16 protein-coding genes and 1 riboswitch are annotated in these 20,254 nt (G+C 72.1%); of the genes, 5 read left to right on the top strand and 11 right to left on the bottom strand.

What is annotated here, in order from left to right:
• The first annotated feature begins 520 nt into the window (after window positions 1-520).
• The 4 genes from AA75_RS07185 (at window position 521) to def (ending at window position 5,087) form a co-directional block, all read left to right on the top strand.
• Window positions 521-1,942: an HD-GYP domain-containing protein gene (locus tag AA75_RS07185; RefSeq protein ID WP_033818931.1), complete on the top strand. Its 1,422-nt coding sequence runs from the start codon at window positions 521-523 to the stop codon at window positions 1,940-1,942.
• The gene (locus AA75_RS07180; protein ID WP_033818930.1) at window positions 1,939-3,249 is read left to right on the top strand and encodes an HD-GYP domain-containing protein; all 1,311 of its coding nucleotides are present in this window, start codon (window positions 1,939-1,941) and stop codon (window positions 3,247-3,249) included. The genes AA75_RS07185 and AA75_RS07180 overlap by 4 nt, the downstream gene beginning before the upstream one ends.
• Before the next feature lie 106 nt (window positions 3,250-3,355).
• Window positions 3,356-4,345, top strand: a complete 990-nt coding sequence (locus tag AA75_RS07175; protein ID WP_033818929.1) for a tetratricopeptide repeat domain-containing protein — start codon at window positions 3,356-3,358, stop codon at window positions 4,343-4,345.
• 97 nt (window positions 4,346-4,442) lie between these two features.
• Window positions 4,443-5,087, top strand: coding sequence for a peptide deformylase (gene def, locus AA75_RS07170; protein ID WP_033818928.1), 645 nt, complete (start codon window positions 4,443-4,445; stop codon window positions 5,085-5,087).
• Window positions 5,088-5,150: 63 nt separating this feature from the next.
• Here the strand turns inward: def and AA75_RS07165 are convergent, their stop codons facing one another.
• From AA75_RS07165 to AA75_RS07155, 3 genes are all read right to left on the bottom strand, one after another.
• A complete protein-coding gene (locus AA75_RS07165; RefSeq protein ID WP_051811962.1) occupies window positions 5,151-6,146 on the bottom strand; it encodes a ribonucleotide-diphosphate reductase subunit beta in 996 nt (331 codons plus the stop codon).
• Between the two features lie 20 nt (window positions 6,147-6,166).
• Window positions 6,167-8,506 (bottom strand): ribonucleoside-diphosphate reductase subunit alpha, encoded by a 2,340-nt coding sequence (locus AA75_RS07160; RefSeq protein ID WP_233288949.1) that lies wholly within the window; start codon window positions 8,504-8,506, stop codon window positions 6,167-6,169.
• Window positions 8,507-8,765: 259 nt separating this feature from the next.
• Window positions 8,766-8,902: riboswitch (cobalamin riboswitch) on the bottom strand.
• A gap of 76 nt (window positions 8,903-8,978) precedes the next feature.
• Complete coding sequence (locus AA75_RS07155) at window positions 8,979-9,485, bottom strand: GNAT family N-acetyltransferase (RefSeq protein WP_033818926.1); 507 nt, start codon at window positions 9,483-9,485, stop codon at window positions 8,979-8,981.
• A 384-nt stretch (window positions 9,486-9,869) separates the two neighbouring features.
• Between AA75_RS07155 and AA75_RS07150 the strand changes: the two genes are divergently transcribed.
• Window positions 9,870-10,847, top strand: coding sequence for a helix-turn-helix domain-containing protein (locus AA75_RS07150; RefSeq protein ID WP_051811959.1), 978 nt, complete (start codon window positions 9,870-9,872; stop codon window positions 10,845-10,847).
• 26 nt (window positions 10,848-10,873) lie between these two features.
• On the opposite strand, the gene AA75_RS07145 is transcribed toward AA75_RS07150, so the two are convergent.
• From AA75_RS07145 to AA75_RS07110, 8 genes are all read right to left on the bottom strand, one after another.
• Entirely contained in the window at window positions 10,874-11,641 is a 768-nt protein-coding gene (locus tag AA75_RS07145) for a histidine phosphatase family protein (RefSeq protein ID WP_051811958.1), read from the bottom strand.
• 212 nt (window positions 11,642-11,853) lie between these two features.
• Entirely contained in the window at window positions 11,854-13,473 is a 1,620-nt protein-coding gene (mctP, locus tag AA75_RS07140) for a monocarboxylate uptake permease MctP (RefSeq protein WP_033818925.1), read from the bottom strand.
• Window positions 13,470-13,733: a DUF3311 domain-containing protein gene (locus tag AA75_RS07135; protein ID WP_033818924.1), complete on the bottom strand. Its 264-nt coding sequence runs from the start codon at window positions 13,731-13,733 to the stop codon at window positions 13,470-13,472. The genes mctP and AA75_RS07135 overlap by 4 nt, the downstream gene beginning before the upstream one ends.
• 199 nt (window positions 13,734-13,932) lie before the next feature.
• A complete protein-coding gene (locus tag AA75_RS07130; protein WP_033818923.1) occupies window positions 13,933-14,721 on the bottom strand; it encodes a GntR family transcriptional regulator in 789 nt (262 codons plus the stop codon).
• A 181-nt stretch (window positions 14,722-14,902) separates the two neighbouring features.
• Entirely contained in the window at window positions 14,903-16,483 is a 1,581-nt protein-coding gene (locus AA75_RS07125; protein WP_033818922.1) for a glycoside hydrolase family 3 protein, read from the bottom strand.
• 54 nt (window positions 16,484-16,537) lie between these two features.
• Window positions 16,538-17,455: a carbohydrate ABC transporter permease gene (locus AA75_RS07120; RefSeq protein WP_033818921.1), complete on the bottom strand. Its 918-nt coding sequence runs from the start codon at window positions 17,453-17,455 to the stop codon at window positions 16,538-16,540.
• Window positions 17,452-18,441 carry a carbohydrate ABC transporter permease gene (locus AA75_RS07115; RefSeq protein WP_033818920.1) on the bottom strand — a complete coding sequence of 330 codons (990 nt, stop codon included), beginning with the start codon at window positions 18,439-18,441 and terminating at the stop codon, window positions 17,452-17,454. The genes AA75_RS07120 and AA75_RS07115 overlap by 4 nt, the downstream gene beginning before the upstream one ends.
• Before the next feature lie 149 nt (window positions 18,442-18,590).
• Window positions 18,591-19,904, bottom strand: coding sequence for an extracellular solute-binding protein (locus AA75_RS07110; protein ID WP_033818919.1), 1,314 nt, complete (start codon window positions 19,902-19,904; stop codon window positions 18,591-18,593).
• Window positions 19,905-20,254 lie beyond the last annotated feature (350 nt).

Here is a 20,254-nt window from a genome sequence, read left to right as displayed (position 1 = left end):
GGCCAGCAGGCCGAGCGCGGCGGTGGCGGCGGCGGCGACCGCGCCCCGGCGGCGGCGGTGCCGTCCGGGCGTGGCGGCGGGGGAGCGGAGCTTGGTGCGTTCCATGGCGGAACCTCTCCGAGTGGGGGTGTGGGGGATCGCCCGTACGCGGCGGGGCGCGGACGGATGGCGCTGAACCGAGGTGCGCAGCAGGGGGATTGCGGCCCGGGACCGACCTGACCGGAGACCGGGCTGCTCCATAAAATGGACTGGACCACCTGTGGGGGTCAAGAGCCCGGGGCAGGCTTGGGACTCTCTTAAGGTCCCGTTGCGGCGCGGCGGTGGATCCGGCCCACCGGCACGCCGTTTCACTCGTTCGGGTGAGCTGTCGCGGTGGCGGCAGCGGCAATCCGCCATCGTGCGCCGCAGCCCGCGGGTCGCGCCCTATCCTCCTGACTGGCCCTCACGACGCAGGGCCGGAGCACGCGGTGGGGAGGCCGGTATCGCCAGGAATCGCGACGGGGCGCCCCTGCCGGGCCCGGTGGCCGTCTGTGTCGCCGGGGTGCTGCTGGCCGGCCTGCTGTGCCTGCTGCCCCTGGTGGCGCCCGCGCCCGCCGACTGGCTCGGCGGCCCGGTGGACCTGCGGCGGCTCGCGCCCCTGGCGCTGCTGCACCTGTGCCTCGAATCGCTCGCGGACGGCATGCCCACCCCGTGCTCCCGGCTCTGGCGCCGGTTGGCGGGCCGAGCCCCGCACCCCGACCAGCCGGGCCGGCGCGGTGGCAGCAGCTTCTTCCCGGTCCTGTTCGCGGGTGTGCTGATGCTGCCCCCGGCCGCCGCCGCGCTGGTCGCGGTGCCGGCCGCGCTGTTCGGCAACGCCGCCCGGCCCGGTCCGGTGCGCCGGCTGTGGAACGCCGCCCAGCTGGCGCTGGCCGCCTTCGCCGGGGCCGTCGTCTTCCACCTGCTCGGCGGCCCGCGCCTGCTGCTCGGCTCCCGCTTCCCCGCCGCGGCGCTCGGCGCACTCGCCGCCGTCCTGGTGTTCTGCCTGGTCAACGGCGTCCTGGTGGGCATCGTGCGGCGGCTGTCCGGCAGCGGCGAACCGATCGGCGGCCCCCGGGCGCTGTGGGCGTGCCTGGTGGCCGCGCTGCTGCACGGCGCGGCCGGACTGATGGTCGCCGTGCTCTGGCAGGGCCCGTACGGCGCGCTCGCGGTGCTGCTGGCCCTGCTGCCGCTGTCCATCTCCGCCTGGGTGTCCGCACAGACCCACCGGGAGCAGGCCGCCCACCGGGCCACCGTCCAGGCCCTGGTGCAGGCGGTGGAGATCAAGGACGCCTACACCCGCGGGCACAGCGAGCGGGTCGGCCGGGCCTCGGTGCTGATCGCCCGCCAGCTCGGCATGGCCGAGGACCGGATCCGCACCCTGCACTTTGCCGGCACCCTGCACGACGTCGGCAAGCTGGCCGTCGCCACCGAACTGCTGCGCCGCAACGGCCCGCTCAGCGAGGCCGAACGGCACGCGGTCGAGGTGCACCCGGTGGCCGGCCACGAACTGGTCCGCGACCTCGCCTTCCTCGGTGAGGCCCGGGACGGCATCCTGCACCACCACGAGCGCCTCGACGGCCGCGGTTACCCGGACGGGCTGGCCGGCAGTCGGATCCCCGAGTTCGCCCGGATCATCTCGGTCGCCGACGCCTTCGACTCGATGACCTCCACCCGCTCCTACCGGCGCGGCCGCCCGGTCGACGAGGCGGTGGCGGAGCTCGGTCGCTGCGCCGGCAGCCAGTTCGACCCGGTGATGGTCGGCGCGCTGGTCAGCGCCCTGGACCAGCACGGCTGGCAGGTCGAGCCGCCGCCGCCCGGCGGCTGGGACGGCGAGGTGCCGGACATCCCGCTCGGGGTGCCCGAGCCGGCCCGCCGGTCCCGCGGCCGGGGCGCCGCGGTCCCCACCCGGGGCGGCTCCTCGTGAGCGGGGCGGCGCCCGCGGCGCTGTACGGGGCGGCGGCGGGGCTGTTCGTGGCGGCGCTGGCGCACACCGTCGCGCACGGTCTGGCCGAGCCGGCCGTCGCGCTGGCCTTCGTCGCGCTGATCGCGGCCGGCGAGTGCGTCCGGGTGGTCCTGCCGGGCGACCGCGAGCAGGCCCCGGTCGGCACCGCCGCGGCCCTGGCGTACGCCCTGCTCGGACCGCTGCGCGGGCTGCCTACCTCGCACGGCACTCTCCAGGTGGTGACCGTGGCCGGGCTCGGCACGCTGGCCGGGGCGCTGCTACGGCGCCTCGCCGGGCGTCCGCCCGGGGCGGCCCGGGCGCGGGCCGACGCCGCCGTACGGCGGCTGCTCACGGCGGCCTTCGCCGCGGTGCTGTTCCAGCCGCTGTACACCAGCGGCGCGATCGACCGGCTCCCGCTGACCGGACCCCGGTACGGGGCGTTCCTGATCGCGGTGGCCGCGCTCGCCGCGCTCTGCGACGCCGCGCTGGCGGCCGTGCTGCAGCGCTCCCGCACCGGGGTGCGGTTCGCCGCCGCGCTGGAGGACGAGCTGCGGTCGCTGGCCGGGATCGGTTCGGCGATCGTCGCCACCGGGATGCTGCTGAGCCTGCTGGCGGGCGAGGTCGGGCTGTGGGCGCTGCCGCTGTTCTGCTCCCCGCTGCTGCTGGCGCGGGCCGCCTTCCGCCGGGCGGCGGCCGTCCGTACCACCACCGGGCAGACCATCGCCGCGCTGGCCCGGGCCACCGAGGTGGCCGGCTACACCACGCCCGGCCACGCCCGGCGGGTCGCCGACACCGCCTGCGCACTCGGCCGGGAGCTGGGCCTCGGCACCCGGGACCTCGCCTTGCTGGAGTACGCGGCGCTGATGCACGACATCGGCCAGCTCTCCCTGGTCGAGCCGGTAGCGGACGGCGCGACCGCCCTGCTGCCCGCCGAGGAGCAGCAGCGGATCGCCCGGCTGGGCAGCGAGGTGATCCGGCGCACCGGGGTGCCCCGGCAGGTCTGGCAGCAGGTCGCCATGCTGGCCGACCCGGGGCGGCTGCCCGACGGCCGCCCGGACCGTTCGCTGCCGGTGGCCGCCCGGATCATCCGGGTCGCCAACGCGCACGACGACCTGCTGACCGCCGCGCGCAGCGCCGGCCTGACCGAGGTGGCGGGACGGCTGGAGGCGCTGGAACGGCTCCGGCTGGAACGCGGCCGCGCCTACGACCCGGTGGTGCTGGACGCGCTGGTCAGAGTGGGTGGCGGGGGACCGGCGGCGACGGTGGGTGACGGCCGTGCGGCCAACTGAACGACCGCGCGGGGAGCGCGTGTCACGGGTGCCGTGGTTGGATGCGGTCGTGGCGGGAACACCCGAGGCGGGGCGACCCGGTGACGACGGACGGCAAGGGACGAACGTGAGGATCTTCCACCGCACACGGCACCGGCCGTCTGCCACCTGGCGGCAGACGACCGACCGGGCCTTCACGCTGATCGGCGACGGCCGGTACGAGGACGCCGGGGCCCTGCTGGTGATGGCCGCGGACCTCGAACCGTGGCTCTCCGACTCCTGGTTCAACCTGGCCCTGCTGCACAAGTTCCGCCGTGACTGGGAGCAGTCGCGCACCGCGGGCCTGCGGGCCGTCGCCCTGCTGGACCGCGGCCAGGGCGCCCCGGACTGGTGGAACCTCGGCATCACCGCCACCGCCCTGCAGGACTGGCCGCTGGCCCGCCGCGCCTGGCAGGCGTACGGCCTGAAGCTGCCCGGCGCCCCCGCCGCGGCCGCCGCCGCGACGATCGAGCTGGACCTGGGCACCACCCCGGTGCGGCTGTCCCCGGACGGCGAGTCCGAGGTGGTCTGGGGCCGCCGGCTGGACCCGGCCCGGATCGAGGTGCTGTCCATCCCGCTGCCGTCCTCCGGCCGCCGCTGGGGCGAGGTGGTGCTGCACGACGGCGCCCCGAACGGCGAGCGGGTCGCGGATTCGGTGGCGTACCCGGTCTTCGACGAGATCGAGCTGTGGGCGCCCTCCCCGGTGCCGACCCATGTGGTGCTGCTGCAGGCCGCCACCGCTGGTGACCGGGACGCCCTGGAGCGCCTGGTGTCGGACGCGGGGTACGCGGCCGAGGACTGGACCTCCTCGGTGCGGCTGCTGTGCCGGGCCTGCTCGGAGAGCCGGATGGCGATCGATGACGGCCGGACCGTGCACCACGACCCGCACGACGACGGCGACGCCTTCCACCCCGGCCACCTGAGCCACCTCAGCCAGGGCAGCACCGGCACCGCCTGGCTGGCGGAGCGGGAGTGCGGGATCGCCGCGCCCACCGCGCTGGTGCGGATCCTGCTGGAGCGCTGGGTGGCCGCCTCCCCCGCCACCCGGGCCTACCGGGATCTGGAAGAGGTCTGCTGAGGCTCCGTGCGGGCTTCGCGGAGTAAGGACCGGCCGGGATCGGGGGGCCGTACCCTTGAGCGGTACATCCGGTAGATCCACGAAAGCGGAAGCGACCATGGCGGACCAGCACGACCACGAGCACGACCACGAGCACGGCCACGACCACGGCCACGACGAGCCCGCGGCCCAGCAGGTGATCGGGGAGGTGCCCGACCTCTCCAAGGGCACCGCCCGGCCGATCACCGTGGTCGGCAACCCCGTCCTGCACCGCGAGTGCCAGGACGTCACCTCGTTCGACGCCGAACTCTCCGCGCTGATCGACGACATGTTCGTCTCGATGGAGGCGGCCCAGGGCGTCGGCCTGGCGGCCAACCAGATCGGCGTGGACCTCAAGGTCTTCGTCTACGACTGCCCGGACGACGAGGGCGTGCGCCACATCGGCCACGTGATCAACCCGGTGCTGGAGGAGCTCCCGGCCGGCCGACGGGTCCTCGACGACTCGCCCGAGGGCTGCCTGTCGGTGCCCACCGCCTACATGGACCTGGCCCGCCCGGACTACGCGGCGGTCACCGGCCAGGACAAGGACGGCAACCCGATCCGGGTCGAGGGCACCGGCTTCTTCGCCCGCTGCCTGCAGCACGAGACCGACCACCTGTACGGGTACCTGTACATCGACCGGCTCTCCAAGCGCGATCGCAAGGACGCCCTGAAGCAGATGGCGGAGGGCACCGCCCGCTACGCCACCGTGCCGAACGCCTGACGGACCGGCAACGCGCAAGGGCCGGCCCGGGGATGACCCCGGGCCGGCCCTCGCGCGTGCTGGCTAGAAGTCGTCGTCGAAGGCGACCGAGCCCTCGACCGCGACCTGGTACGCCGAGACCCGGCGCTCGAAGAAGTTGGTCAGCTCCTGCACGTTCTGCAGCTCCATGAACCCGAACGGGTTGCTGGAGCCGTAGCGAACCGGCATGCCGAGGCGGGCGAGCCGCTGGTCGGCGACGGCCTGCAGGTACTCGCGCATGGACTCGGTGTTCATCCCGGGCAGGCCCTCGCCGCAGAGGTCGCGGGCGAACTGGAGCTCGGCCTCGACGGCCTCCTCCAGCATCTCGGTGACCTGCTTGGCCATCTCGTCGTCGAAGAGGTCGGGCTCCTCCTCGCGGACCGTGTCCACCACCGAGAAGGCGAAGTCCATGTGCATGGACTCGTCCCGGAACACCCAGTTGGTGCCGGTGGCCAGGCCGTGCAGCAGGCCGCGGCTGCGGAACCAGTACACGTAGGCGAAGGCGCCGTAGAAGAACAGGCCCTCGACGCAGGCCGCGAAGCAGATCAGGTTCAGCAGGAACGCGCGGCGGTCGTCCTTGGACTGCAGCGAGTCCAGGTGGTCGACGGCGTTCATGTACTTGAAGCAGAACTGCGCCTTCTGGTGGATGGAGGGGATGTTCTCCACCGCGTCGAAGGCCGCCGCCCGGTCCTCGGGATCGGGCAGGTAGGTGTCGAGCAGCGTCAGGTAGAACTGGACGTGCACGGCCTCCTCGAACAGCTGCCGGGAGAGGTAGAGCCGGGCCTCGGGGGAGTTGATGTGCTTGTAGAGGCTCAGCACCACGTTGTTGGCGACGATCGAGTCACCGGTGGCGAAGAAGGCGACCAGCCGGCCGATCATGTGCCGCTCGCCCTCGCTCAGCTTGGCGAGGTCGGCGACGTCGGAGTGCAGGTCCACCTCCTCCACGGTCCAGGTGTTCTTGATCGCGTCCCGGTACCGGTCGTAGAACGACGGGTAGCGCATCGGACGCAGGGTCAGCTCGAACCCGGGGTCGAGCAGCATCTTCTCGCGATCGGCGGAACTCACTGGCAGGCCTCGCAGGACTCGGGGTTCTCCAGGGAGCAGGCGAGGGCCGCCTCCTCCTCCGGGGTCAGGGTCGGGGTGGGCACCGGCACCGGGGCGGCGGTGCGGGCGGCGCCGGACGCGGCCTGGGCGATCCGGGTGGCCGGGCGCGAACGCAGGTAGTAGGTGGTCTTCAGACCGACCTTCCACGCGTAGGCGTACATCGAGGAGAGCTTGCCGATGGTCGGCGCCGCCATGAAGAGGTTCAGCGACTGGCTCTGGTCGATGAACGGCTGCCGGGCGGCGGCCAGGTCGATCAGGGCGCGCTGCGGCAGCTCCCAGGCGGTGCGGTACAGCGAGCGCACCTCGGCGGGCAGCCAGCCCAGGTCCTGGACCGAGCCGTTGGACTCGCGCAGCGAGTCGCGGGTCTGCTGGTCCCAGACGCCGAGCTCCTTGAGCTCACGCACCAGGTACGGGTTGACCTGGAGGAACTCGCCGGACAGCGTCTCGCGCTTGAACAGGTTGGAGACCTGCGGCTCGATGCACTCGTACACGCCGGCGATCGAGGCGATGGTGGCGGTCGGCGCGATGGCCAGCAGCAGCGAGTTGCGCAGGCCGGTGGTGGCGATCTTCGCGCGCAGCGCGTCCCAGCGCTCGGTCCACTGCGGGGCGGTGTCGAAGTGGTCGATGTGCAGCTGGCCGCGGGCGGCGCGGGTCTCGCCGTACGCGCTGTGCTGCCCGAACTCCTCGGCCAGCTCGCTGGAGCGCTCGTAGGCGGTCAGCATGATGCGCTCGGCGATCAGCGTCGACAGCTGCTTGGCCTCGGCCGAGTCGAAGTCGATCCGCAGCTTGAAGAAGACGTCCTGCAGGCCCATCACGCCCAGGCCCACCGGGCGCCAGCGCGAGTTGGAGTTCCCGGCCTCGGGGGTCGGGTAGAAGTTGATGTCGATGACCCGGTCGAGGAAGGTCACGGCAGTGCGCACGGTGGCGTCCAGCCGGTCCCAGTCCATCGCGCCCGTGAGGTCGGCGACGGTGGCGCCGTCGGCCACGTGGGCACCGAGGTTGACCGAGCCCAGGTTGCAGACCGCGGTCTCGGAGTCGTCGGTGACCTCCAGGATCTCGGTGCACAGGTTGGAGGAGTGCACCGTGCGGCCGGGCAGCGCGGTCTGGTTGGCGGCGCGGTTGGAGGCGTCCTTGAAGGTCATCCAGCCGTTGCCGGTCTGCGCCAGGGTGCGCATCATCCGGGCGTACAGGGTCTGCGCGGGGATGGTGCGCACGGCCTTGCCGGCCTGCTCGGCCTTCAGGTACGCCTCGTCGAAGTCGGCGCCCCACAGGTCGACCAGCTCGGGCACGTCGGCCGGGGAGAACAGCGACCAGTCGGCGTTGGCGTTCACCCGGCGCATGAACTCGTCCGGGATCCAGTGCGCCAGGTTCAGGTTGTGGGTCCGGCGGGCCTCCTCGCCGGTGTTGTCGCGGAGCTCCAGGAACTCCTCGATGTCGGCGTGCCAGGTCTCCAGGTAGACACAGGCGGCGCCCTTGCGCCGGCCGCCCTGGTTGACCGCGGCGACCGAGGAGTCCAGGGTGCGCAGGAACGGCACGATGCCGTTGGACTTGCCGTTGGTGCCCCGGATCAGGCTGCCGCGCGAGCGGATCCGGCTGTAGGACAGGCCGATGCCGCCGGCGTGCTTGGACAGCCGGGCGATCTGCGCGTAGCGCGAGTAGATCGAGTCCAGGTTGTCCAGCGGCGAGTCCAGCAGGTAGCAGCTGGACATCTGCGGGTGCTTGGTGCCGGAGTTGAACAGGGTCGGCGAGGACGGCAGGTAGGAGAGCGCGCTCATCAGCGCGTACAGCTCCGCGACCTCGCGCACCGCCTGCTCGCCGTCGCCCACGGCGAGGCCCGCCGCCACCCGGAGCAGGAAGTGCTGCGGGGTCTCGATCACCTTGCGGGTGATCGGGTGGCGCAGCAGGTAGCGGGACTGCACGGTGCGCAGGCCGAAGTACTCGAAGCGGTCGTCGCCGCGCTCGTCGATCAGGGCGTCGAAGGCGTCCGCGTGCTTGGCCACGAAGTCCGCGGTGGTGTCGCCGATCAGGCCCTCGGCGTGGCCGACGGCGATCGAGGCGGCGAACGACACGGCGCCCTGGCCGACGGCCTCGTCCGAGATCTCCAGCGCCAGCAGCCGGGCGGCGAGCTTGGAGTACTGCGGGTCCTCGGCGATCATCGACGCGGCGGCCTCCACGGCCAGTCCACGCAGCTCCGCGAAGTCGGAGCCGGCGTGGCGGCCGCGCAGCGCGGCGGCGGCGACGTGGCCGGGGTCCACCTGAGGAAGGTCGGCGCTGCGGTCGGTGAGCAGGCGCAGCAGCGCGGCACCGGGATCAGCGTCGGCGGTGGTGGTGGCACCACCCGGCCGGAGGCTGGGGGAGGAACCCTGGGACGGCAGGGCGACTGAGGCGGCGACGGTCAAGGCGCACTCTCTCCTGTGGCGGCGGCGGACGAGATCGGCCGGACCGTTTCAGGCAGGGCGGAGCGGCACGCCGAATCACCAGGCGTGCGTGGTCCCACCCCGGCCCACCCGCGAGGCCCGGACAAGTACTGCGGTGCTGCAAGGCATCTGCGGGGAAGCCGTGTGGCACGCCGTCGGCAGGTCTCGGACTCGCGGGTCAGGGTGTTGCGAAGCCCGCTCACCGTTGCGGGGCAGTCCCGGACTCCCACCGGGTTCCCCTGCGTCGACAGCGAGAGCGAGCATACATGTTGTGGGCGGGGTCAGGATGCGCCACCAGATGTAGTGCCGCGTGTCGTGGTCGCTCGACTGCGTTGCGCCACGGGGTGAGCCGTCAGAATGTGATCGAATAGACGATCACATCAATGCCGGGGGCCGGCTCCCAGTCCCGCTCGGGGCTCCGCCGGAACCCCAGCCGTTCGTAGACGCGGTGTGCCGCGGTCATCGCCGGACGGGTGGAGAACGCCATCCCGGTCAGCCCCAGCTCCCGGCTGCGGGCCATCGCGGCCCGTACCAGCGCGCTCCCGGCGCCCCGGCCGCGGGCCGCCCGGGCCACCGCCAGCATCCGGATCTCGCCCTCGTGCGGCGCCGCGATGTCGGCCCACGGATTGCCGCCCGGGGCGAAGGTCACACTGCCGAGCACGGCTCCGCCGGCCGGGTCGACGGCGACGAGGAGCTCGGCCTCCTCGGCGCGGCGCCGGGTGTCCCGCAGGAGCTCGGGATAGGGCCCGTCCGGGCGGCTGTAGCCCTCGCCGACGTAGACCTCGACCGAGAGGGCTCCGGCGGCGTCCAGGTCCTCGGGGAGGGCCCGGCGGATGACGAGGTCGGGGGCGGTGTCCATGCCACCAGTCTGCCGGGGCCGCGGTCGGCGGCGGCAGCCAGGGTGGTGGCGAGCCGGGTGGTGAACGGCGGCGCGGTCGGGGGCGGGCTGGTGGTCGCGGCGCCCGCGCCCGCCGCGGCGCCGTGCAGCCGGTCCGGCCCGCCGGGGTCGGCCGGGTAGCCGCCGGGGCGGTGCCAGTTGTCCCGGCCGTGCCGGGAGGTGCGTTCCAGGTCGCGGCCGACCAGCAGGCCGAGCAGGCCGAAGCCCCCGACCGCGGCGGCCAGGGCGAGCACGCCCATCGATGCCGAAGAGTCCATGTCCTCCACTCTCGCGACACCCGGGCGCGGCCACGAGTGGCAGAAAAGACCACTTGCCTCGAAAAGCTGCCACCGGCATCCTGGGACCATGCTGAGCAACGTCGTCACCGTGGTGCTGGAGGAGATCCACCCCTTCGAACTGGGCGTCGCCTGCGAGGTCTTCGGCCTCGACCGCAGCGACGACGGCCTGCCGGTCTACGACTTCGCGCTGGCCTCGGCCCGCCCCGGACCACTGCGCACCCACGCCGGCTTCAGCGTGGACGTCCCCCACGGCGTGGAGCGGATCGCCGGGGCCGACCTGGTGATCGCCGCCGCCACCGGAATCCGGGACGAGTACCCGGCCCCGCTGATCGAGGCCCTGCGGGCCGCCGTGGCGCGCGGCGCCCGGGTGCTGTCGATCTGCAACGGAACCTTCCTGCTCGGCGCGGCCGGCCTGCTCGACGGCCGCCGCTGCACCACCCACTGGCGCCACTCCGACCTGCTCGCCGAACGCTTCCCGCTCACCACCGTCGAGCCCGACGTGCTCTACGTCGACGAGGACCCGGTGATCACCGCGGCCGGCACCGCCTCCGGCATCGACGCCTGTCTGCACCTGGTCCGCAAGCTCCAGGGACCCGAGGTGGCCCGCGGGATCGCCCGCCGGATGGTGGTCGCCCCGCACCGCGAGGGCGGCCAGGCGCAGTTCGTCGCCCGCCCGCTGCCCGCCGAGGACGGCGAGTCACTGGGCGGCCTGCTGGAGTGGCTGCGCCACCACCTGGACCGCGAGCTCACCGTGGAGCAGCTGGCCGCCCGCGCCCACATGTCGCCGCGCACCTTCGCCCGCCGCTTCCAGCAGGAGACCGGCACCACCCCGCACCGCTGGCTGACCGGCCAGCGGGTGCTGCTGGCCCAGCGACTGCTGGAGGCCACCGGCGAGCCGGTGGACGCGGTCGCGGCGCGCTGCGGCTTCGGCAACGCGGCCACCCTGCGCCACCACTTCGGCCGCCGGCTCGGCACCACCCCGCAGGCCTACCGGCGGGCGTTCGGCGGGACGCCGGCGCAGCAGCGGGCCCAGAGCCCGGTCTGACGCTCCGCGTCGGACCGGCCCGCGGCTCAGCCGGCCGGCTGATCGGGAGCCCGGTCCAGGTGGCCGGTGTCGTTCCAGCCGGCCGGCACCAGCCGGCCGTGCTCGGCCCGCCAGCGGCTGGCCGAGCAGTTGCGGACCGGCTCCAGGGCGAGCAGCTGCTGCTCGGTGAGGCGGTCCAGGATGTAGCGCAGCATCAGGACGGTGCAGTCGTGGGCGACCACCAGCACCGGCCGGCCGTCCTCCTCCCGGGCCAGGTCGGCCAGCAGGCTGCGCATCCGCAGTGCCACGTCCAGCCAGCTCTCGCCGCCCGGCGGCCGGTAGTGCAGCTCGCCCATCCGGCGGCGGCGGGCGGCCTCGGCGGGGTGCTCCTTGTCGATGGCGGCCTTGGTGAGCATCTCCAGGATGCCCAGCTCGCGGTCGCGCAGCCGCTCGTCCTGCCGCACCTCGGTGGTGACCGGCACCGCGCCGAGGCCGCCGGCCTGGGCGAGCGCGATCCGGGTGGTCTCGGTGGTGCGCAGGTACGGCGAGCACCAGACGCTGCGCGGCCGGTCGTCCGGCGGCAGCTCGGCCCACCAGCGGCCGAGCGCCCGGGCCTGGGCCTGGCCCCGGATGGACAGCGGGATGTCGGCGTCGCGGCTGGTGATCGGTACGGTCAGCGCGCCGGTCGCGTCGGCGTGCCGGAACTCCACATTGGCGGTCGACTCGCCGTGCCGGGTGGCGATCAGCAGCGAGGGCAGTCTGACGCCCTCGTGCCGGCCCCGGTGCCCGTTCAGGATGGTGCCCAGCTCTGTCATGGCAGCGTCTCCCCGTTTCCGTGTCTCTGCCCGGGACGAACGGCCCGCCACATGGATGATCACCCGATATGATCGCGCCGTCACCTCAAGTGCCGACCAGTGTCGACCGAGGCGACGGCGCGATCACAGGGCGCGTACGGCATTGCAGGGCGCGTGCCGGACTTCAGTGCGCCCCCAATGCCTCAGTGCGCCGCCTGTCCCGGTGCGCCGCCTCAGTGCGCCACCGCGGGCTGCGGGGCCTTCTCGATGGAGGGTTCCCCGGCGTCGGCGGTGTAGTCGCCCGGCGAGGTGGCGTCCAGCCCCTCGGGGGCCTTGGCCGCCCTCAGGACCAGCGTCAGCACCACGGCCACCACCAGGTTCAGCACGAACGCGGTCAGCCCGATGTAGCCGATCTCGCCGATCCCGGGGATCTCGGCCGAACTGCCGCCGAAGTGCTTGGTGGCGGGCGAGGACACCCCGTACGCCTTCCAGGTCCCGTAGACCATGCCCGCCGCCCAGCCGGCCAGCAGCGCCCAGCGGTGGAACCACCGGGTGAACAGGCCGCCGACGATCGAGACGAAGGTCTGCAGGATCCACAGCCCGCCCAGCAGCTGCAGGTTGATCGCGAACTGCTTGTCCATGGTCAGCACGAAGGCCAGCGCACCGACCTTCACCAGCAGCGAGGCGATCTTCGCGACCCTGGTCTCGTCCGCGGCGGTGGCGTCCGGCCGGATGAACTCCTTGTAGACGTTCCTGGTGAACAGGTTGGCCGCGGCGATCGACATGATCGCGGCCGGCACCAGGGCGCCGATCCCGATCGCGGCGAAGGCCACCCCGGTGAACCAGTCCGGGAACATGTCCTCGAACAGCTGCGGCACCGACAGCTGGGCGTTGAAGCCCTTCACGCCCTTGCCGACCCCGGCCGCGATCGCCATGAAGCCGAGCAGCGCCAGCAGGCCCAGCATCAGCGAGTAGGCGGGCATCAGGGCCATGTTCCGGCGGACCGTGTTGCGGGACCTGGAGGCCAGCACGCCGGTGACCGAGTGCGGGTACATGAACAGCGCCATCGCCGAGCCCAGCGCCAGCGTCGCGTAGCCCCACTGCGCCTTCGGGCCGGTGATCAGCGAGCCCACCGGGGTGCCGTCCGGCTTCTTGGCGGAGAACTTCTGCGCGGCCGCGTCGAAGACGTGCCCGTCCCCGCCGAGCCGCATCGGGATGTAGATCACCGCCACGATGATCACGACGTAGATCAGGGTGTCCTTGACGAAGGCGATCAGTGCCGGCGCCCGCAGCCCGGAGGAGTAGGTGTACGCCGCCAGCACGCCGAAGGCCAGGAACAGCGGCAGGTCCTTCATGAACCAGTTCCCGCTGCCGCCCACCCCGAGCACGTCCAGCACCGCCTGGATGCCGACCAGCTGCAGCGCGATGTACGGCATGGTAGCCAGGATCCCGGTCAGTGCCACGGCGAGCGACAGCCCCTTGGAGCCGTACCGCCCACGCACGAAGTCGGCCGGGGTGACGTACCCGTGCACCCGGGAGACCGACCACAGCCGCGGCAGGAACAGGAACACCAGCGGGTACGCGATGATCGTGTACGGCACCGCGAAGAAGCCCGCCGCGCCCGCGCCGTAGATCACCGCAGGCACCGCGACGAAGGTGTACGCGGTGTACAGGTCGCCGCCGAGCAGGAACCAGGTGATCCAGGTGCCGAAGCTGCGGCCGCCCAGGCCCCACTCGTCCAGGTGCAGCGCGTCGTCCGCCCGGCGCCAGCGCGAGGCGAGGAAGCCCATCACGGTGACCGCGACGAAGAACAGCAGGAAGACGGCGAGCGCGACGCCGTTGACGTCCTTCACCGCTCACCACCGCCCGCGGCGGCGGCCCGGCGGGCCTTCTCGTCCCGGTTGATCAGCAGGTACGCCCCGACGGTGAACACCGCCGACAGCGGCACCCACATCAGCTGGTACCAGTAGAAGAAGGGGACGCCGCCGAGCTCGGGCCCCTCCTTGGTGTAGGAGGCGACCCAGAGCATCGAGACGACGGGGACGGCCAGGCACAGCCCGGCGAGCACCCGGGCCGGGGAGACCGGCGGCAGTGCGGGGACTTCTGACGACATGTAGCGGCTCCGGCTGAAGAGGGCTCACCTCGTCGGCGCCGCAGCGCACATCACTGTCCGCCCGCCGAGCAGCACCTGTGGTGACCAGTAGTCAGTACGGGAGCGAAATGTAGGGCACGCAGTGACCTGTGTCACTGCTCATGACAGAACTTCTCGCGTGCCGGACGGACGGATCGGTCGAATCCGGGCAAATCGCCGACTACTCCGGGCGCTTGAGCCGGGTGATGAACTTGTACCGGTCGCCGCGGTAGATCGAGCGCACCCACTCCACCGGCCGGCCCTCGGTGTCGAAGGAGTGCCGGGACAGCTGGAGCATCGGCAGGCCCAGGTCGGAGCCGAGCAGGCCGGCCTCGCGCGGGTTGGCCAGGGTGGTCTCGATGGTCTCCTCGGCCTCGGCCACCGTCACGCCGTAGACCTCGCGCAGCGCGGTGTACAGCGAGTTGTGCTTGGCGAGGTTGCGGCGCAGCGCCGGGAAGCGCTTGGCCGACAGGTGCGCCACCTCGATCGCCATCGGGTCGCCGTTGGCCAGCCGCAGCCGCTCGATCCGCAGCACCCGGCCGCCGGGCTTGATGTCCAGCAGCGGGGCGAGCCGGTCGTCGGCGGTGATGTAGCCGAGCTCGATCAGCCGGGAGGTGGGCTCCAGCCCCTGGGCGCGCATGTCCTCGGTGTACGAGGTCAGCTGCAGCGCCTGGGCGACCTTGGGCTTGGCGACGAAGGTGCCCTTGCCCTGGATCCGCTCCAGCCGGCCCTCGACCACCAGCTCCTGCAGGGCCTGGCGGACGGTGGTCCGGGAGGTGTCGAACTGGGCCGCCAGGGCCCGCTCCGGCGGTACCGGCGTGCCCGCCGGCTGAACCTCCGTCAGCTGCAGCAGGTGCCGCTTCAGGCCGTAGTACTTGGGGATCCTCGCCGCCGTGTCGGTGGCAGGTCCGGACTGGGCCGGCACCGTGGTTCCTCCGGGGAGGTCCGCCGTGTCCCTGTCGCCGCTCATGGCCGCTCTCACTCCTCGCAGTGCAGCCGTCACCGGCTCCTCCATCGATCTATCAGCACATGGTCGCACGCGGGGGCCGGTCGGCGTGAGTTCCCTTCTGCAACCAAAATCCGGACGTCCCCGGCGGGAACCCCCGGCAACCGCCGGGGCACCCGCGGGGGACGGCAGGAACGGTAACGGATCAGCCCCACTGGGCGGTCGGCACCCCGAGCCCGGCGAGCGCCTCGGCGGCGGCGATCCCGCACACCCGGGACCCGCCGTGGGTGGCCAGCACGGTCACCCCGCGGGACCCGAACAGCTCGCCGAGGCCGTGCGCGGTGCCGATCTCGACCACCACCGCGTCCGGCCGGGCCTCGACCAGGGCGAGTGCGGCGCGGCGCATCCACGGGTGCCGGTGGACGTCGCGGACCACCAGCACCAGCCGGCGCCCGACGGCGGCGCCGAGCAGCGGCGCGACGTCCACCTCCGCGCCCTCGGCCGCGACCGGGACGTGCAGCAGGCCGGAGCCCTCCATCCGGGTGGCCGGGGCGCCGACCCGGGCCCGGGTGGTGCCGGGGATCAGCTCGGCGAGCGGCCCGGCCACGCCCCAGGGGGTCTCCTCGCCGACCGCGATGTTGGCGCCGGGGGAGAACTCCACCACGTGCGGCACCCCCTGGAGCGGCCGCAGCTCGCCGTGCACCCGCAGCGCCCGGCGGGCCGCGGCCAGGCCGATCCCGACCTCGCCGTGGGTGCCCGCCCGGGACCGGCGGACCGCCGCCGACCAGCGGGCCACGGCCCGGTTGCGCTCGGCGGCCCGGTGCAGCCGCTCGGCCGGCAGCCGGCCCTCGCGGACCGCCCAGACCAGCGCGTCGCGCAGGTACAGGAAGGCGTCCTCGTCGTGCAGGCCGCCGCCCACGCAGATGGTGTCGGCCCCGGCGGCGATGGCCTGGACGGTGCCGGAGGCCACGCCGTGGGTGCCCGAGATGGCGCCCATCTCGATGCCGTCGGTGACGATCAGGCCGTCGTAGCCGAGTTCGCCGCGCAGCAGGTCGGTCAGGATCGCCGCGGACATGGTGGCGGGCAGCTGCTCGTCGTAGGCGGGGAAGAGGATGTGCGCGGTCATGATGCTCTTCACGCCGGCCGCGATGGCGGCCCGGAACGGCAGCAGGTGCTGCTGGAACTTGTCCTGGCCCAGGTCGATCCGGGGCAGCCCGAGGTGCGAGTCGCCGACCGTGTCGCCGTGGCCCGGGAAGTGCTTGGCGCAGGCCGCGACGCCGGCCGACTGCAGGCCCCGCACGTACGCGGCGGTGTGCCGGGCGGCGAGCTCGCCGTCGTCGCCGAACGAGCGCACCCCGATGACCGGGTTGTCCGGGTTGGAGTTGACGTCCGCGCTCGGCGCGTAGTCCAGGTTGACCCCGACGCTGGCGAGGTCGAAGCCGATCGAGCGGGCCACCCGCTCGGTCAGCTCGACGTCGTCGACCCGGCCGAGCGCCAGGTTGCCCGGGTACGAGGAGCCGCTGGTCACCTCCAGCCGGGTGACGTCGCCGCCCTCCTCGTCGGTGGCGATCAGCAGGTCCGGGTTGAGCGCGTAGAGCTCCCCGGTCAGGCGGGCCACCTGCTGCGGGGTACGGATGTTGCGGCCGAACAGGGCGACCCCGCCCAGCTCGCCCTCGCCGAGTCTGCGGCGCAGCCAGTCGGGCGCGGTCAGGCCGGCGAAACCGGGCTGGAGGACCGCTCCGGCGTCCGTCAGGAGTTCGACGCTTTCCGTACCAGGAGTCGCCATGGTTCCTTCCCTGGGGGATGAGAAGTGCTGGAGGTGCGGTGGGGTGAGGAAGGGCTAGCCCTTGACCGCACCGGCGGTGAGGCCCGCCGACACCTTCTTCTGGAAGATCACGAACAGCAGGATCACCGGCACCGAGACCAGCAGGGCGCCGGCCATCTGCGCGCCGTAGTCCGCGCCACGGGTGGGGGTGGTGGCGTAGAAGGTCAGCCAGGCCATCGAGGTCTGCTTGCCGCCGCTGCTGAGCATGGTGTTGACGACGATGAACTCGTTCCAGGCCTGGATCCAGGTGTAGACCCCGGTGGTGATCAGGCCGGGCAGGGTGAGCGGCAGGATGATCCGGAAGAAGGCGCCCCACTTGGTGCAGCCGTCGACCATCGCCGCCTCGTCCAGCTCGGCCGGGATGTTGACGATGAACGAGCGCAGCGTCCAGACCACGTACGGCACGGTGAAGACCAGGTACGCGAGGACCACGCCGATGAGCGTGCTGGTCAGCCCGGCCTCGTTCATCACCACGTAGAGCGGGATCAGGATGGCCAGCAGCGGCACCATCTGGACCACCAGCATGGTGACGATGAAGAAGTTGCGGCCGCGGAAGTTGAAGCGGGCCACGCCGACGGCGGCCAGGAAGCCGATCACCAGGCCGAGCAGCACCGAGCCGAGGGTGATCACGGCGGTGTTCTGCAGGGCCGGCAGGAAGGCCTTGTCGTCGAAGATCGTCGAGTAGCTGTCGAACGAGAACGAGCTGGGCCAGAAGGTCGGGTCCTTGGAGATCAGGTCCCGGTTGGTCTTGAAGGTGGTGATGATCATCCAGTAGATCGGGAAGCCCATCACGGCGGCGAAGCAGATCCCGAGGGTGTTCCAGACCCAGGTCATCGCCCGGCTCTCACCGGTGGCGCGGACCTTGGCCCGGACCTTGGCGGTGGCCGCGGCCGGCTCGGCCTGCGGGGCCGGCTGTACGTCGAGGGTGGTCATCGCTCGTTGGCTCCGATCTTGAGCATCTGGCGGATGTAGAAGACCAGCACCGCCAGCATGAGGACGATCATGGCGATCGAGATCACCGAGCTGTCGCTGTACTTCGAGGCGACGATGCCCTTCTCGTACAGGTAGATCCCGATGGTCCAGTAGCCGTCCTCGGGGGAGGTGTTGCGCAGCGAGAAGATCTGCGCGAACACCTGGAAGTCCCAGATGAAGCTGAGTGCCGTGGTGACCAGCAGGAACGGCCGGATCACCGGGATGACCACGTGCCGGAAGGCCTGCAGCGGGCCGGCGCCGTCGAGCTTGGCGGCCTCCATCAGCTCCTTGGGCACCTGGGTGAGCGCGGCGTTGAGGCCGAGCACCAGGAACGGCAGCGCGCCCCAGATGATCACCGAGGCGCTGACCACGTAGAGGCCGACGGTCGGGTCGCCGAACCAGTCGTAGTGCTTGACCGACTCGTCGCCGGTGAGCAGGAAGCCGATGTAGTCGACGACGCCGCCGTTGCTGGCGAACAGCCAGCGGAAGACGGTGCCGCTGACCAGGGCCGGGATCGCCCAGACGAACATCAGCACGGTGATGACGGTGACCTTGACCCAGTTCGAGACCCGGTTCAGCAGCAGGGCGAACAGCATGCCCAGCACCATCGAGAGGATGACCAGCTCGGCCGTGAAGTAGACCGAGCGGAGCACGACCTGCCAGAACTGGCCGTCACCGAGGATCTTGCCGAAGCCGTCGAACCCGATGTACTTCCCGAGCGACGGGTTGACGATGTAGGCGTACCGGTTGATGTTCTGGAACGACAGGTCGAACAGTCTGAACAGCGGGTACGCCATGATCCCCAGCAGCACGGCGACCGCCGGCAGGATCAGCGCGTACGGGATGTGCCGGCCGGCCGCGAAGAAGCCGCGCGCCGCGGGCCTGGGCGCCGGGGCGGGCCCGGCCGTGTCGGACCGTGTCACGGCCTCGTTGGTAGTCGCACTCATCAGGGTCCTTCCCGGGCCCGCGGAACTGGTGGGTCCTGGCGCACGGGTGGGCAGTCCGCGGTTGCCGCGAACTGCCCACCCCCTCGGCGCTCAGTGTGTGCAGGCCCGGGGGCCCCGGCGGGCTCCCCAGGACGCTGCGGTCAGCCGGTTCAGCCGTTCAGGTCCTTGACGATCGTGTCCTGAGCCTTCTTCAGCTCGGCGGCCGGGTCGCCGCCGGCGGCGATCGCACCGAAGGCGTTCTTCAGCGCGGTCTCGTCGGCGCCGGACCACAGCGGCGAGTTCGGGATGAACCAGGTCGAGCCCTCGGCCGCGTCACCGGCGGCCTTGTTCTCCGGCTTGGCGGCCTTGTAGGCGGCGACCAGGGTCTTGTTGTTCGGGATCGCGAACTTGGCGAGCTCGGTCTGCTGCTTGGTGTTGGTGTAGATCTGCAGGAAGGTCGCGCCGAGGCCCGCGTTGGCCGCCTTGGCCGGGACGGCCAGGTCGGAGCCGCCGAGGAAGGCCGGGGTCGGGGCGCCGGCGGCGGTGCCCGGGAGGGCGATGGTGCCGAGCTTGTCGGCCAGCGACGGGTCACCGGTCTTCGGGTCGACGACCGAGCCGACCTCCCAGCCGGCGCCGATGATCGCGGCGATGTTGCCCTTGGCCATCAGGGCGTCCTGGGTGGCCTCGTCGGTGGTGGTGCCGCCGACCGAGAACTCCTTCTGCAGGTCGTTCCAGGTCTTGATGCCGTCGACGAACTTGGGGTCGGTCAGCGTGCCGGTGAACTTGTCGCCGTCCTTCTTGGCGATGACGTTCTTGACACCGAAGGTGCCGGCGCCGAACGCGGTGGCGGTGTACCAGTTCTGGCCGGGGATGTAGAGGGCCGAGAAGCCGGGCACGTTCGCGTTGGCGGCCTTGACCTTGGCCAGGCCCGCCTTCAGCTCGTCCAGGGTGGTCGGCGGGTTGGTGACGCCGGCCGCGGCGAACAGGTCCTTGCGGTAGATCAGCACGCGGGCGCCGGCGTAGTACGGCACGGCGTAGGTCTTGCTGCCGTCCGCGCTCTGGCCGGAGGCGGCCAGCGAGTCCAGCCACTTGTCCGAGTTGTCGAACTGGCCCTTGACGCCGGTCAGGTCGACGAAGGAGCCGGCCTCGATGTACTTGGCGGCCTGGGTGTTGCCGAGCTCCAGGGCGTCGGGCGCGTTGCCGGACAGCAGCGCGGTGTCGAGCTTGGTGGTGTAGTTGGTCCAGGTCTGCCACTCGATCTTCAGGGTGGCGCCGGTCTCGTCCTCGAACTGCTTCTTGGCCGCGTCGACAACCGCCGGCCAGCCCTTCTGCGCGTCGTCCATCAGCCAGACGGTGACGGTCTTGCCCTTGCCGTCCTTGCTGAGCGTGGCCTGCTTGGCGTCACTGCTGGAACCGGACGAGGAGCAAGCGGAAGCGACGAGCACGGTGGCAATGGCGGCCACGGCTGCGATCTTGCGGTTCAAACCATCCTCCATAGGGATGAGCAAGGAATGGCACCGGGCTGCCGGGCCTGCGCCCTGAGCGTCGTTGTGCCTGTGGGGGGATGTCACCGGATGGCGCGGATACGAACTGCCGCGGGCGGCGGTGCAATCCGTGCGGTGGAGTAGACCATTGGTTTAGACCAACGCCTGGAGATTGGCATGGACCAATGAAGGGCGTCAAGGGTTCCCCAGGCGTCGGGGCAAGCCGTTACCAACGCTTGATGCGACCGTGCACTGTCGGTGGCCAACGGGGGTTGGTCCGGACCAACATGGCACGCAAAAGCCCCTGGAACGGGGCAAATTGACCGACCGGGCCGACGGTGGCCGCCGGA

It is taken from the genome of Kitasatospora sp. MBT63, assembly GCF_000710465.2.
Taxonomy (GTDB): Bacteria; Actinomycetota; Actinomycetes; order Streptomycetales; family Streptomycetaceae; genus Kitasatospora.
The sequence above is the reverse complement of the archived record's forward strand: the minus strand, read 5'-3'. Positions and strand labels throughout refer to the sequence as shown.

Excerpts from the sequence above, each read along its gene's own strand:
- def (WP_033818928.1), top strand. The coding sequence starts at position 4,443 with ATGGCGGACCAGCACGACCACGAGCACGACCACGAGCACGGCCACGAC.
- AA75_RS07165 (WP_051811962.1), bottom strand. The coding sequence starts at position 6,146 with ATGCTGCTCGACCCCGGGTTCGAGCTGACCCTGCGTCCGATGCGCTAC.
- AA75_RS07155 (WP_033818926.1), bottom strand. The coding sequence starts at position 9,485 with ATGGACACCGCCCCCGACCTCGTCATCCGCCGGGCCCTCCCCGAGGAC.
- AA75_RS07150 (WP_051811959.1), top strand. The coding sequence starts at position 9,870 with ATGCTGAGCAACGTCGTCACCGTGGTGCTGGAGGAGATCCACCCCTTC.
- AA75_RS07145 (WP_051811958.1), bottom strand. The coding sequence starts at position 11,641 with ATGACAGAGCTGGGCACCATCCTGAACGGGCACCGGGGCCGGCACGAG.
- AA75_RS07135 (WP_033818924.1), bottom strand. The coding sequence starts at position 13,733 with ATGTCGTCAGAAGTCCCCGCACTGCCGCCGGTCTCCCCGGCCCGGGTG.
- AA75_RS07130 (WP_033818923.1), bottom strand. The coding sequence starts at position 14,721 with ATGAGCGGCGACAGGGACACGGCGGACCTCCCCGGAGGAACCACGGTG.
- AA75_RS07125 (WP_033818922.1), bottom strand. The coding sequence starts at position 16,483 with ATGGCGACTCCTGGTACGGAAAGCGTCGAACTCCTGACGGACGCCGGA.
- AA75_RS07120 (WP_033818921.1), bottom strand. The coding sequence starts at position 17,455 with ATGACCACCCTCGACGTACAGCCGGCCCCGCAGGCCGAGCCGGCCGCG.
- AA75_RS07115 (WP_033818920.1), bottom strand. The coding sequence starts at position 18,441 with ATGAGTGCGACTACCAACGAGGCCGTGACACGGTCCGACACGGCCGGG.